Raw genomic sequence first — 12,537 nt, forward strand, 5'->3', positions numbered from 1 at the left:
GATGAACGTCGGAATCAACGTCAGCGACATCGATCACGACCTGACGCTCGATCTCGCCCGTCGCGCCGAACGAGCCGAACTCGAGAGCGTCCTGCTCGGCGAGACCTGGGGCTGGGAGGCGTTCACGTTGCTCGGGGAGCTCGCACGGGTAACCGAGACCGTCACGCTCGGAACGGGCATCGTCCCGGTCTACTCGCGATCACCCGCGTTGCTGGGGCAGGCCGCCGCGACGGCCGCTCGTGCCACGGACGGCCGGTTCCGCCTCGGGATCGGCGTCAGCGGTCCCGCCGTCATCGAGAACTGGCACGGCGTCGAGTTCGACCGTCCCGTCGGCCGGACGGCGGAGACCGTTCGGATCGTAAAACGGGTCCTCTCCGGCGAGGTCGTGGACCACGACGGAACGGACTTCGACCTCTCGGGCTTCCGGCTCAGGGTGGACCCGCCGGGCGACGTTCCCGTCTACGTCGGCGCGCTCGGGGAGACGAACGTCCGGATGGCCGGCGCCGAGGCCGACGGGTGGATGCCCGTGTTCATGCCCGAGGGGCGGTTCGAGGAGCTCCACGAGGAGTTCCGCGACAGCGCCGAGGGACGGGGACGCGATCCGGACGAGCTGGCCGTCGTCCCGAACACCGTCGCGGCGGTGGCGGAGGACGGACAAACCGCTCGCGACATGGTCCGACACCACATCGCGTTCTACGTCGGCACGATGGGGTCGTTCTACCACCGGATGCTCTCGGAAGCGGGGTACGGGGACGAGGCCGACGCGATCCGAGACGCCTGGCGAGACGAGGGCTCGGAGGCCGCGACCGAGCGAGTCCCCGACGCGGTCGTCGACGCGGCGGCCGTCGCCGGCACGCCCGAACGGGCGGCCGAGCGTCTGGCGGCCTACGAGGACCTCGGCGTCGACGGGCTCTCGCTGTACTTCCCGCGGCGTGCGGACGCGGACCTCATGCGCGAGACGGTCGACCACCTCGGATCGCTCACGGAGTGAGCCGGACCGGCCGACGCCGCGGGCGTACCCCTCAACAGGAGCAGTAGTACTCGCGGTCGACGAACTCCGTCTCGAACAGCTTCGCGGCCGGGGCCGGATCGGACGGGCGGTAGACGCCGGTGGTCAGGTCGCCCTCGCGCTCGAAGGAGCCGGCGACGAGCCGCCGCCAGTCGTCGCCCGACAGCTGGTCCCAGAAGGCGTCGTCGCCGGCGAGAAGCGAGAGGTAGTCGCGGAGGTACACCCACCGCGTCGGCTCGCTCGATTCCGCGACCTCCGGCTCGTACTCCGCGTCGGTGACGGAGGCGTACGCCGCCATTGGGAGGTTCGCGCCCGCGGCGACCGGCAGCGAGATCCACTTCCACGGGCGGGTGTTGACGTCGAGCAGCAGGAACTCCTCGCGCTCGTCGTCGTAGACGAACTCCGCCTCGCTGATCCCGTGGTAGCCGGCGTCGTCGAGCACGGCGAGCGCGCGCTCCTCGATCTCGGGCTCGTCCGCCGTCTCGACGAGACAGGAGGTCCCGAACTGGAGCGGGTACCGGACCGCGGCGTTGCCCACGACCGCGAGCGCGTCGTCGACGCCCGAGGGCGGGACGTATGACGCCAGCGAGTGGTCCCTCCCGGTCGCGACATCGACGCGCTTCTGGGCCATCACCTCGACGCCCTCGGCGGCCGCGCTCGCGACGACCTCCTCGAACTCCTCGCGGTCGGCGACGGTCAGCACGTTCGTGCCGAACGCCTCCTCGAACTCGCGTTTTCGGGCGGGCTTCACCACGAGCGGGAAGCCGAGCGCGTCGGCTGCCGCGTCGAGGGCGTCCTCGTCGATCTCCCCGGTATCGTCGGCGTCTTCCCCCGTTCCGTCGGATCCGCCGCCGAGACGATGGGTCTCCGGGTAGGGGATTCCCAGCTCCTCGCAGGTCGCGTACAGCCGCGACTTGTTCAACACGTCGTCGATCGTGTCGATCCCCGAGTAGGGGAGCCGGACCCCGTCGGGGTCGGCCTCCGCGTACGCGAGCGCCCACTCGTCCATACAGCCGAACGCGACCGCCTCGGTCCCGGCGGCGTCGACGATCGCCTCCACGTCCTCGCGGAAGCCGTCGAGGTCCTCGAGCGGATAGGTGACCGCGCCCGCGAAGTCGACGGCGTCCGAGGGCGGCGCGAGCCCGTCGTGGGTGACGGGCTCCGTCCCGTCGCCGGCCGCGCGGTCGAGCGCGATCACGGGCACGCCGTGGGCGTCGAGCGCGCGGGCGACGCCGAGGCCGGTGACGTGGGCGTTGCTGACGAGCGCGGGCGGCCGGTCGAACGACGCGTCCGCGAGCGCGTCGATCAACCCCTCGGTCGAGCGGAAGCGGTCTGCCATGGGGGTTCTCGCGCGTCCGGGTACAAAGGTACACCAGTACCGGTCCGACGTGCCCCCATCGGTGACGGCCGGCAGTCGTCGCCCCGGCGACGCCCTCGACGACGACCGGTCCCGCCGCCGACGCGGTCCTTTTGAGGACGCGGGCCCTTCTCGAGGTATGAGCGAGAGCGAACGCGAGGACGACGTCGACGAGGTGCCGGGACGCGTCCGGCGGGCCTTCCGCGACCACGGCTCGTTCGAACCCGCCGGGGAGGGCGTCTGGACCGCGACGACGACCGCCTTCGACGCCGCGATCGAGGCCGAGCCGACCCCCGAGGACGACGGCCGGATCCGCTTTTCGGTCACCGTCCGCGTCCCGACGCTGTCGGCGGTGACCGTCGACGACGTGGCCGACGTCGTCGAGACGGGCTGGTGTGAGACGTTCGAGCGCCGCGTCGTCGACGTGGGCGGCGTCACCCGCGGGGACCACTCCTTCGAGCCGCGAGTCGACCGCGACGGAGAGACGGTCGCCGTGTCGTTCTCGCTTACCGACGTCAACGAGCGGCGCGGCGTCGACGACGCGGGCGCGCTGGTCGACTTCGTCGAGGGGACCTACGTCCAGGGCGTGATCCCCGGCTACGAGTACACGGAGCCCGTCGAGGGGCTCATCTCCTCGGCCAGACGACAGGGCGGCGGCTCCGCGGGGCTCTGACCCGTGACCGGCGATCGACCGGAGCGATCCCGCGACGCCGTCCTCGGACCGGGCGGGGCGATAGGGGCAAAAGCGGGGGGCCCGTAGCGGGGGTATGATCGCGCTCTTCGGGTTCGCGAGCCTGGTCGCGCTCGTCGCCCTCCACACGCTGGTCGCCGGCGTGACGACACGCTTTTTCAGGCTTCGACTGTCCACGTCGTGGGGGTGGGTGCTGTACACGGTCGTGTTGACGCCGATGCTCCTGTTGATCTCGACGCTCTTTTTCACCGGCATCGGGGTCGGCGCGGGCGTCGACCTCGTGAGCCCGACGATCGTCGTCTCGGCGCTCGTCGGACTCCCGATCGTGCTCGGCGTCGCGATCGACTACCTCTACGTGCCGCCGCCGGAGGAGTACGAGCTTCCGGACACGCGGTGAGAGGGCAGGAACCGCGACGTTCAGGAGCCGCGGCTGGACCTCCCGCGGCTCTCGCCCTACTCCGCGTCCGCGAGGAGGTCGGCGACGACGTCCTCGACGCGGGCGATCACGTCCTCGGGGGCCCGCGTGGCGTCGACGCGGACGAACCGGCCGGGCTCGGCGTCGATCAGCCGCTCGTAGTTCTCCCGGACCGCGGCGAGGTAGCCGTCCTCCTCGAACTTGTCCGTGCGGCCGGCGCGCTCGGCCGCGGTCGACGCGTCCAGATCGAGGTAGATCGTCGCGTCCGGCGGGCGCGAGAAGGCGGCGTGGATCCCCCGGACGTACTCCATCGGCCGGGCGATGTCGACGTCGCTCCGAGCGAGCGTCGCGCCCTGGTAGGCGAACCGGGAGTCGGAGTACCGGTCCGAGACGACGAGGTTCCCCTCGGCGAGCGCGGGCCGGATCGTCCCCGAGAGGTGGTCGGCGTGGTCGGCGGTGTACAAGAAGAGCTCCGCGAGCGGGTCGGCGTCCGCGTCGCCCATCGAGCGGTACACCGCGTCGCCGTACCAGCTGTCGGTCGGCTCGCGGGTGAAGACGGCGTCCGGGTGGACGTCCCGTAACGCCTCCCACACGGTCGTCTTCCCGCTCCCGTCCAGCCCCTCCAGCGTGATCAGCATGCTCGCGCTCCGACCCGCCGGGAGAATAAACCGTCGGGATCCGGTCGGTAGGGGCCGGGAGCGACCGCCGGGAACACACCTTTTATTTCCCCGTCCTCGGTAGGCATACGCACGCGTGTCGCGGGGGCGCTCGGACCGAACCGCCGGTCGGCGTGTGCCGCGATCGATCCCACAATGAGCTTCGAAGTTCCCGACGAGTTACGATACCTGGAATCGCACGAGTGGACCACCGTCGACGACGAGACAGTCCGGGTCGGGATCTCCGACTTCGCACAGGACGAGCTCGGCGACGTGGTCTTCGTCGAGCTTCCCGACGCCGGCGACGAGGTCGTGGCGGGCGAGGCGTTCGGCGTGGTCGAGTCCATCAAGGCGGTCTCGGACGTGTACTCACCCGTTTCCGGGGAGGTCCTCGCGGTCAACGAGGAGCTCTTCGACCGCCCCGAACTCGTCAACGAGGACCCCTACGGCGACGGCTGGCTGATCGAGGTCGCCCCGAGCGACGGCGTCGGAGGCGACGACCTGCTCGACGCCGACGAGTACGACGCGCAGATCGCCTGAACGTGGAGCGTCCCGACACATCGAACCGACACCACATGCCGAGCCACCAGACCCCATCGAGACCGACCCGACGGATCGGACCGACCGAACCGAACCGACGATCCGGACCGAACCGACGAACCGGATCGTCCGCCACGAACGCCGCGGCCGCCGCGACCGGAACCGACGCGGGGCGCAGATGAGCGGGAGCCCGTACGCGCCCCACACCGACGCCGAGACCGCGGCGATGCTGGAGGCGGTCGGCGTCGACGACGAGGAGGCGCTCTTCGACATTCCCGAGGCGGTCGCCTTCGACGGCGAGTTCGGGATCGACGCCCGGACCGAACGCGGGATCCGCGACGAGTGCGCCCGCATCTTCGGCCGGAACGCCGACGCGACGGAGTTCCTCGGCCGCGGCCACTACGCCCACTACGTGCCGAGCGTCGTCGACCACCTCTCGGACCGCGCGGAGTTCCTCACGAGCTACACGCAGTACCAGCCGGAGATCTCCCAGGGGTTCCTCCAGGCGCTCTTCGAGTACCAGTCGATGCTCGTGGAGCTCACCGGCCTCCCGGTCGCGAACTGCTCGATGTACGACGCCGCCACCGCGCTGGCGGAGGCCGCGACGCTCGCGGACCGCACGCGCTCGACGTCCGGCGACGTGGTCCTCGTCCCCGGCCACCTCCGGGAGGGGAAGCGGGCGGTCCTCGACAACTACTGTGCCGGCGCGGACCTGACCGTCGAGTCGTACCCGATGGACGACGGGATCGCCGACCTCGACGCCCTCGCCGACCGCGTCGGCGACGACGTCGTCATGGTGTACGCGGAGAACCCCACGCTCCGCGGCTGTATCGAGGAGAACCTCGCCGCGATCGGCGAGATCGCCGACGACGGCGACGCGCTGTTCACGCTGGGGTCGGACGTCGTCGCGCTGTCGGTGCTCGAGGAGCCCGCGAGCGTCGGCGCCGACGTCGTCGTCGGCGAGGCCGGTGCGCTCGGGCTCCCGACCGCCTACGGGATGGGACTGGGGATCTTCGCCTGCCGCGAGGAGCACCTCCGGCAAGTCCCCGGCCGGCTCGTGGGCGCGAGCGAGGACGCCGCCGGCGACCGGGCGTTCACGCTCACGCTCCAGACGCGCGAACAGCACATCCGCAAGGAGCGGGCGACATCGAACATCTGTACGAACCAGGCGTGGGTCGCGCTGCGCGCGGCGATCCACGCCGCGTGGCTCGGGCCGGACGGCCTCGTCGACCTCGCGAACGACTGCGTGCGCGAGGCCGCCGACCTCGCCGATCGCATCGACGAGGTCTCCGGGGCGGCCGCGCCGGTCCACGACCGCCACCACGTCCGGGAGTTCGCGGTACGGACCGACCAGCCGGCGGCTCCCGTGGCCGAGGACCTCGCCGACGAGGGATTCCTCGTCCACGTCGTCGGCGAGCATCTGCTCCAGGTGTGCGTGACCGACCTCACCGCCGGGAAGTCCGACGGCCTCGTCGCGGCGTTCGAGGAGGTGATCTGAGATGATCCACGACCAGGCCGACTACACGCGCGAGGAGGAGGCGGTTCACGAGCCGCTGCTCTCCGAGAAGGGCGAGGAGACGGTCGACGTGCGCGAGGAGTCGCCGCTCCCCGACGATCTGACCCGCGAGGAGCTCACGCTTCCCGCGCCCTCGGAGCCGGAGATCGCCCGCCACTACACCCGGCTCTCGCAGATGAACTGGGCGATCGACTCCGGCCCGTACCCGCTCGGGAGCTGTACGATGAAGTACAACCCGAAGTTCACGGAGGACGTGGCCGCGGACCCGAACGCCGCGGTCCACCCCGACCGCCCGGACCGGTCGGTTCAGGGGAACCTCGAGTTACAGTACCGGCTCCAGAGGTTCCTCGCGGACATCGGCGGGATGGACGCCGTCACCCTCCAGCCGCCCGCGGGCGCTGCCGGCGAACTCACGGGGATCCTGATCGCGAAGGCGTACCACGAGCACCACGGCAACGACCGCTCGGAGGTGGTGATCCCGGCGTCCGCCCACGGGACCAACTTCGCGACCGCCGCGACCGCCGGCTACGACGTGGTCGAGTTGCCCTCCGGCGAGGACGGGCGCGTCGACCTGGAGGCGCTCGAGGCCGCCGTCGGCGACGACACCGCCGCCCTGATGTTGACGAACCCGAACACGGTGGGACTCTTCGAGCGCGACATCACGGAGATAGCCGAGATCGTCCACGACGCGGGCGGCCTGCTCTACTACGACGGCGCGAACCTCAACGCGCTGCTCGGCCGCGGCCGCCCCGGCGACATGGGGTTCGACGTGATGCACTACAACGTCCACAAGACGTTCGCGACGCCCCACGGCGGCGGCGGCCCCGGCGCGGGCCCCGTCGGGGTCACGGCGGAGCTGGCCGACTTCCTCCCGAGCCCGCGGGTCCGCGAGACGAACGGCGAGAGGGGGTACGAGCGGTTCGAGCCCGCCGAGTCGATCGGAAAGGTCCACGGCTTCGAGGGCAACTGGCTCGTGTTGATCAAGGCGTACGCGTACATCGCCCGCCTCGGCGACGAGGGGCTCTCCGACGCCGCGGCGAAGGCCGTGCTCAACGCGAACTACCTCGCCGAGCGGATCGACCTCGAGGTCCCCTACGGCCCCTTCCACCACGAGTTCGCGGCGACCGCGGGCGACCGCGGCGCCGCCGACGTGGCCAAACGCATGCTGGACTTCGGCGTCCACCCGCCGACGACGAAGTGGCCCGAGATGGTGCCCGAGGCGATGTTGACGGAGCCGACGGAGATCGAGAACCGCTCCTCGCTCGATGACCTCGCGGAGGCGTTCGACCTCGCGTACGCCGACGCCGACGAGGCGCTCGAGACCGCGCCGAACCGGACTGCGGCCGCCCGGATCGACCAGGTCGGGGCCGCCCGGAACCCGCGGCTCTCCTGGCAGGCGCTCGACGGGGAGTAGTCGAGAGGGCGGACCGTCCGCCCCCGGCGAGCCGTCAGACTGCTCCCGACCGGTCCCGACCGCTCTCGGAGCGTGAGAACCGTCGACGACCCTTTCTCCCGACGGGCCGTACGAACGCGCATGATACGAGCTATCCTCGGGCTCGCCGGAGCCCTCGCCGCGCTGTTTCCGGACCGAGCGGTCGACGCCTTCGAGGCGGTCGCGCTCGAGGGGACCGACGCGGAGACGAAGCCGTGGGTCGGCTCCGCGGTCCGCGCCGAGGGCGTCCTCGCGGTCGCCGCCGGCCTGCTCGGCGGCCGCGCCTACGCGTGGCTCGCGAACGTCACCGGCGTCTTCGGCCTCGTCGTGTTCGCGGTCCCGAGGGCGTACCGGGCCTTCGCCGCCCGACTCCTGTACGAGGAGCCGGACGAGGTCCGGTGGGCGGACCGCTCGACGCCGCTTCTCAGAGCCGTCGGGGCGGCGTACGTCCTCGCGGCCCTCCGCGAGTTCCGGCGGCGTCGCCGGCGACGCGGGGGCGACGCGACGGGCGACGAGCGCGGCGACGACCCGGTGGAGACCGTCGACGCGTGATCGACAGGTAGCGGGCGTGATCAGCAGATAGCGGGTGTGATCGTCGGGGAGTGGGCGTGATCGGTGGAGAGGTGGCGTGATCGTCGGGGAGTGGGCGTGATCGGCGGGAATCGGGGGCGACCGCGCGCGATCCCGCCGGCTTTCGACGCGCCACCCCCGTGGCTTTTGGATGTCACGTGCGTACCGGCGGGCATGCTCGTCGGCATCGTCTCCGACACCCACGACGACCTCGCCGCCGTGGAGGCGGCGATCGATCTGTTCGAATCGGCGGGCGTCGACGCGGTCGTCCACTGCGGCGACTTCGTCGCCCCCTTCTCCGTGACCCCCTTCGACGCCGGGTTCGACTTCCACGCCGTCCGCGGCAACAACGACGGCGAGTGGGCGGTGGAGTCCACGGTGAACGCGTTCGGGACCTACCACGGCGAGGCCGGGACGCTCTCGTTCGACGGCGTCGACGTGGCCGTCACGCACGGGACGAGCGAGGTCGTCGTCGACGCGCTCGTCGACTGCGGCGACTACGACTACGTCCTCCACGGCCACACGCACGCACACGAGGTCGAGGAGCGGGACGGCACCGTGCGGGTGAACCCCGGCGGCCTCCCGATCCCGGTCGCGGGCGCGGACGACGACTTCCGCGTCGCGACGCTCGACACGACGGAGTCGGGCGTCGCGGCCGTGACGCACCACCGCCTGGATCGGTGAGACGCCGGAACGGGAGCCGCGGGGAGCCGAGCGACGGTCGGGAGCCGGCACCGCGTGACCCCTTCCCGAGGCGTTATGCCGCTCCGCCGGGAGCGTCGCGACATGTCCGAACCGACGGTCGAGTTCGAGGACGTCGAACGACTGGTCGCCGCGCGCGGCCCGCCGGGCGACGAGTATCCGGTCGCGGCGGTCTTCGAGGAGCTCGTCGAACCGCACGTGGACGCCGTCTTCTACGACCCGATGGGGAACCTCATCGCGACGAGCGAGGGGGACCCCGACGCCCCTGAGCTGATGTTCGCGGCCCACACCGACGAGCTCGCGCTGCTCGTCGAGGAGGTCACCGACGACGGGTTCCTGGAGTTCGTGATGCTCGGTGGCCACTACAAGGGGAACCTCCCGGGCCAGGAGGTCCGGATCGGTCCGGAGGCGGTCCCCGGTGTGATCGGTCCGAAGTCCCGCCACCGGATGACCGACGAGGAGCGGGAGTCGCTGGCCGAGGACCTCGTCATCGACGTGGGGGCGACGAGCCGGTCGGAGGTCGCGGCCCTCGACGTGGAGCCGGGGGATCACGCGACGTGGGACCGGACGGTGACGCGACTGGCGAACGACCGGATCGCGGGACGGGCGCTCGACGACCGCGTGCCGCTCGCGGTCCTGCTCGCGGTCGCCCGCGAGGAGGACGCCGACGCGACGGTCCACTACGTGGCCACGACTCAGGAGGAGGTCGGGCTGCGCGGGGCGCGGGCCGCCGGACATTCGGTGGATCCGGACGTGGCCGTCGCGCTCGAGATATTTCCCGCGAACGACTACCCTTCGGGCGTCGACGGACGGCCGGCCGTCGAGGTCGACGGCGGCCCGGTCGTCGAGTTCGGCGACGGTACCTCCGAGTACCTGTTCGGCGGCCTCCTCGTTGACCGGCGGACGCGCTCCTGGCTCACGGGATCCGCGAGGGCGGTCGACGTGTCGGTTCAGGAGGCGGTGATGCTGCGGGGAACGACCGACGCGACCGAGTTCCAGGGGGTCCGTGGGGGCCGCCACGCCGGCGCGGTCGCGGTTCCCTGCCGGTACACGCACTCGCCGGTCGAGACGCTCTCGCTCGCCGACGCGAACGAGGCGGCGGTCGCGCTCGCGGAGGCGATACGCACGCCGTTCCCCGACCGGAACGAGGTCCGGCACGGATGAGACCCGACCGCCCGCCCGTCGAGACCGACGCGGACCTCGCGGAAGCGATCGACGTGATCGCCGACCGGTTCGACGGCCGCCTCGGCGTCCTCCTCGGCCTGTCGCGGGGACCGGACGCGCTCGACGTGCTCCACCGGCGGAACGCGGACGAGGCGTTCGTCGCCGCGAGCACCATCAAGCTCCCCGTACTCTACGCGCTCTACGAGGAGTACGACGGACGGCTCGACGCGCTCGCGGAGCCGCGACCGATCGCGGCCGAGAACCGCGTCGGCGGCAGCGGGATATTTCACCTCCTCGACGATCCGACCCCGTCGCTCGAGGACCTCGCGCGGGCGACCATCGCGATCAGCGACAACGCCGCGACCAACCAGCTGATCGACGAGCTCGGCGCGGAGCGGATCGAGGCGGCCGCGAGCCGGCTCGGCATGGCCGACACGCGGCTCCGCCGGAAGATGATGGCGACGCTCGAGGGCCACGACTTCGAGCCGCTCGGCGAACAGCCCGACGGCGAGCCGGCGAACGTCACCACGCCGGCCGACTGCGCCCGTTTCTTCGCCGACATCGTCCACGAGTCGACGCTGTCGCCGGCGGCGTACGACCGGCTCCGCGTGCCGCTCGACGAGCAGAAGGACGCGTCGCTGTTCGCCCGCTACCTCCCGTACGGGACGCCGATCGCACACAAGACCGGCGGTCTCCCGACGGCGGCGCTGGACGCCGGGGTCGTTCGGGCCGACGACGGCGGGACGCCGCCGCTCGTGTTCACGGCGTTCGCGACGCAAGCCGAGAACGGTGGCGACGCGGGCGACGCGGTCGCGGCGGTCGGGGACGCGGCGTTCGAGCGGTTCACGGCGCTACGGCGGGAACGCGGCGACTGACGAGAGGAACGCGGCGACTGACGGGAGGAACGCGGCGGGCGGTAACGGCGGAGAACGGGAACTGCCGACGTGGCGTTACCCGTCGTCGGACTCCGCCAGGATCGACCAGTGCGTTCGGTAGTGCCCTATCGCCTCGTCGAGCCACGCGTCGACGAGTTCGGTCGGCTCGTCGAGCCACGCCATCGGGTCGTCGTGGCCGTACCCGTCCAGGTCGACGAGGCGGTCGAGCACGCCCTCGAGGACGCCGAGGGTGGCAAAAGAGAGGTGCGACGGCTGGTAGCCGCCCTCCTGGATCAGCGCCAGACGGCCGTCGGCGGCGTCGTCGGCGAGCGCCCGAACTCTGGACCCGAGCGTCCGGAACCCGCCGCGGGTGACGAGGTTTCGGCCGTTGGGGTCGACCGTGCCCGCGTCCTGCCCGGCACTCACGAGGACGAGGTCGGGGTCGTACGAGCGGACGACCGGTTCGACGATCGTCTCGAACAGGCGCTCGTACCCGCGGTCGCCGGTGCCCGGCGGGAGCGGGACGTTGAGGGTGTACCCCGTCCCGTCGCCCGCGCCGTCCTCCACGAGCGACCCCTCCTGCGGGTGGTACTCGGACCACGAGCCGTGATCGTGGTGGGCGCTCACGAGGAGGACGTCGTCGCGGTCGTAGAAGGCCTCCTGGGTCCCGTTGCCGTGGTGGACGTCCCAGTCGACGATCGCCACCCGGTCCGCGCCCGAGGCGAGCGCCTCCTCGGCCGCGATGGCCGCGTTGTTGAGGAAACAGAACCCGTCCGCCTGGGTCGGCTGCGCGTGGTGGCCGCTCGGACGACACAGCGCGTACGGGACTCCCGGCCGCCCGGACAGCGCGTGGTCGACGGCGGCGACCGCGGCCCCCGCCGCGACCCGCGCCGCGTCGTACGTCGCCTCGTTCGCCCCGGTGGTCGTCCGGCCGATCCGGCCGCCGCCGTCGGCACAGAACCCCTCCAGCCAGTCCACGTAGTCCGCGTCGTGAACGCGCTCGATCGCGTCCCGCGTCGCCCGGTCGGGCTCGACGAAGCGGCTCTCCTCGGGGAAGCCGTGTTCCACCGTCGCCACGATGTTCTCGACGCGCTCGCGGCGGTCCGGGTGGGTCTCGTCGGCGGCGACGATCGGCGTCGAGGGATGCTTGAACGCTCCCGGCGGCTGTTCGTGATCCAGCATGCGCTCGTGCCAGAAGACGGTGAGATCGGCGTCGCCTCCGTTCGCGGTCGGTTCGGCGGTCATCGGTTCTCCCTCCCGCGAATCGGGTCCGCTCCGCTCGAGTCGGTCGGGATCGGCGACGGTCGGCTCTCTCGCGGATCGGCGGCCGCCCGTGCGGACGGCGCGTGCGTCGCGTGTCGCATGCCCACGCTTTCGCGGGAGGGGGTGAAAAGATCCCGGCGTGACGGCGGATCGGTACGGCGACGGAGCGGTACGGCGACGGAGCGGTACGGCGACGGAGCGGTACGGCGACGGATCGACGACTCGAAGTTCCGGCACGCCGTTCCGGTTCTCCGGTCCGCTCGCGCCGGGTATACACAACAACCGTGTACTACGAATACGAAAAAGGACAACATTTATGTAAGGCCGATTCAACAACCGGACTGTGC

Annotated in this window: 13 protein-coding genes; 10 read left to right on the plus strand and 3 right to left on the minus strand. The window is 71.6% G+C overall.

The genetic code is table 11. The features are described 5' to 3' along the window. Position 1: 1 nt before the first annotated feature. The gene (locus AXA68_RS11460; RefSeq protein WP_066416813.1) at positions 2-991 is read left to right on the plus strand and encodes an LLM class flavin-dependent oxidoreductase; all 990 of its coding nucleotides are present in this window, start codon (positions 2-4) and stop codon (positions 989-991) included. A gap of 31 nt (positions 992-1,022) precedes the next feature. On the opposite strand, the gene AXA68_RS11465 is transcribed toward AXA68_RS11460, so the two are convergent. Next, complete coding sequence (locus tag AXA68_RS11465; protein WP_066416816.1) at positions 1,023-2,348, minus strand: carboxylate--amine ligase; 1,326 nt, start codon at positions 2,346-2,348, stop codon at positions 1,023-1,025. A 157-nt stretch (positions 2,349-2,505) separates the two neighbouring features. On the opposite strand from AXA68_RS11465, the gene AXA68_RS11470 reads away from it, so the two are divergent. Then, a complete protein-coding gene (locus tag AXA68_RS11470; RefSeq protein ID WP_066416818.1) occupies positions 2,506-3,039 on the plus strand; it encodes a DUF5813 family protein in 534 nt (177 codons plus the stop codon). A 94-nt stretch (positions 3,040-3,133) separates the two neighbouring features. Then, positions 3,134-3,454, plus strand: coding sequence for a hypothetical protein (locus AXA68_RS11475; protein WP_066416820.1), 321 nt, complete (start codon positions 3,134-3,136; stop codon positions 3,452-3,454). Positions 3,455-3,510: 56 nt separating this feature from the next. Here the strand turns inward: AXA68_RS11475 and tmk are convergent, their stop codons facing one another. Next, a complete protein-coding gene (gene tmk / locus AXA68_RS11480; protein ID WP_066416824.1) occupies positions 3,511-4,110 on the minus strand; it encodes a dTMP kinase in 600 nt (199 codons plus the stop codon). Between the two features lie 174 nt (positions 4,111-4,284). Between tmk and gcvH the strand changes: the two genes are divergently transcribed. From gcvH to AXA68_RS11515, 7 genes are all read left to right on the plus strand, one after another. After that, a complete protein-coding gene (gene gcvH, locus AXA68_RS11485) occupies positions 4,285-4,668 on the plus strand; it encodes a glycine cleavage system protein GcvH (protein ID WP_066416826.1) in 384 nt (127 codons plus the stop codon). Between the two features lie 178 nt (positions 4,669-4,846). After that, positions 4,847-6,166 (plus strand): aminomethyl-transferring glycine dehydrogenase subunit GcvPA, encoded by a 1,320-nt coding sequence (gene gcvPA / locus AXA68_RS11490; protein WP_066416829.1) that lies wholly within the window; start codon positions 4,847-4,849, stop codon positions 6,164-6,166. A gap of 1 nt (position 6,167) precedes the next feature. Next, a complete protein-coding gene (gene gcvPB, locus AXA68_RS11495) occupies positions 6,168-7,598 on the plus strand; it encodes an aminomethyl-transferring glycine dehydrogenase subunit GcvPB (RefSeq protein WP_066416832.1) in 1,431 nt (476 codons plus the stop codon). A gap of 120 nt (positions 7,599-7,718) precedes the next feature. Continuing rightward, entirely contained in the window at positions 7,719-8,168 is a 450-nt protein-coding gene (locus AXA68_RS11500; RefSeq protein WP_066416835.1) for a hypothetical protein, read from the plus strand. 192 nt (positions 8,169-8,360) lie between these two features. Beyond that, on the plus strand, positions 8,361-8,870 hold the full coding sequence (locus AXA68_RS11505) for a metallophosphoesterase (protein ID WP_066416837.1): 510 nt from the start codon (positions 8,361-8,363) through the stop codon (positions 8,868-8,870). A 102-nt stretch (positions 8,871-8,972) separates the two neighbouring features. Continuing rightward, the gene (locus tag AXA68_RS11510) at positions 8,973-10,052 is read left to right on the plus strand and encodes a M42 family metallopeptidase (RefSeq protein WP_066416839.1); all 1,080 of its coding nucleotides are present in this window, start codon (positions 8,973-8,975) and stop codon (positions 10,050-10,052) included. After that, entirely contained in the window at positions 10,049-10,927 is an 879-nt protein-coding gene (locus AXA68_RS11515) for a serine hydrolase (RefSeq protein WP_066416841.1), read from the plus strand. The genes AXA68_RS11510 and AXA68_RS11515 overlap by 4 nt, the downstream gene beginning before the upstream one ends. A gap of 75 nt (positions 10,928-11,002) precedes the next feature. Here AXA68_RS11515 and AXA68_RS11520 read toward each other — a convergent pair whose 3' ends face one another. After that, positions 11,003-12,172 (minus strand): histone deacetylase, encoded by a 1,170-nt coding sequence (locus AXA68_RS11520; RefSeq protein WP_066416843.1) that lies wholly within the window; start codon positions 12,170-12,172, stop codon positions 11,003-11,005. Between the last annotated feature and the right edge of the window lie 365 nt (positions 12,173-12,537).

It is taken from the genome of Halorubrum aethiopicum (genome assembly GCF_001542905.1).
Classification (GTDB): domain Archaea; phylum Halobacteriota; class Halobacteria; order Halobacteriales; family Haloferacaceae; genus Halorubrum; species Halorubrum aethiopicum.

Coding starts and splice junctions, on each gene's coding strand:
- AXA68_RS11515 (WP_066416841.1), top strand. CDS start 10,049: ATGAGACCCGACCGCCCGCCCGTCGAGACCGACGCGGACCTCGCGGAA.
- AXA68_RS11510 (WP_066416839.1), top strand. CDS start 8,973: ATGTCCGAACCGACGGTCGAGTTCGAGGACGTCGAACGACTGGTCGCC.
- AXA68_RS11470 (WP_066416818.1), top strand. CDS start 2,506: ATGAGCGAGAGCGAACGCGAGGACGACGTCGACGAGGTGCCGGGACGC.
- gcvPA (WP_066416829.1), top strand. CDS start 4,847: ATGAGCGGGAGCCCGTACGCGCCCCACACCGACGCCGAGACCGCGGCG.
- AXA68_RS11500 (WP_066416835.1), top strand. CDS start 7,719: ATGATACGAGCTATCCTCGGGCTCGCCGGAGCCCTCGCCGCGCTGTTT.
- AXA68_RS11475 (WP_066416820.1), top strand. CDS start 3,134: ATGATCGCGCTCTTCGGGTTCGCGAGCCTGGTCGCGCTCGTCGCCCTC.
- gcvH (WP_066416826.1), top strand. CDS start 4,285: ATGAGCTTCGAAGTTCCCGACGAGTTACGATACCTGGAATCGCACGAG.
- gcvPB (WP_066416832.1), top strand. CDS start 6,168: ATGATCCACGACCAGGCCGACTACACGCGCGAGGAGGAGGCGGTTCAC.
- AXA68_RS11520 (WP_066416843.1), bottom strand. CDS start 12,172: ATGACCGCCGAACCGACCGCGAACGGAGGCGACGCCGATCTCACCGTC.
- tmk (WP_066416824.1), bottom strand. CDS start 4,110: ATGCTGATCACGCTGGAGGGGCTGGACGGGAGCGGGAAGACGACCGTG.
- AXA68_RS11460 (WP_066416813.1), top strand. CDS start 2: ATGAACGTCGGAATCAACGTCAGCGACATCGATCACGACCTGACGCTC.
- AXA68_RS11505 (WP_066416837.1), top strand. CDS start 8,361: ATGCTCGTCGGCATCGTCTCCGACACCCACGACGACCTCGCCGCCGTG.
- AXA68_RS11465 (WP_066416816.1), bottom strand. CDS start 2,348: ATGGCAGACCGCTTCCGCTCGACCGAGGGGTTGATCGACGCGCTCGCG.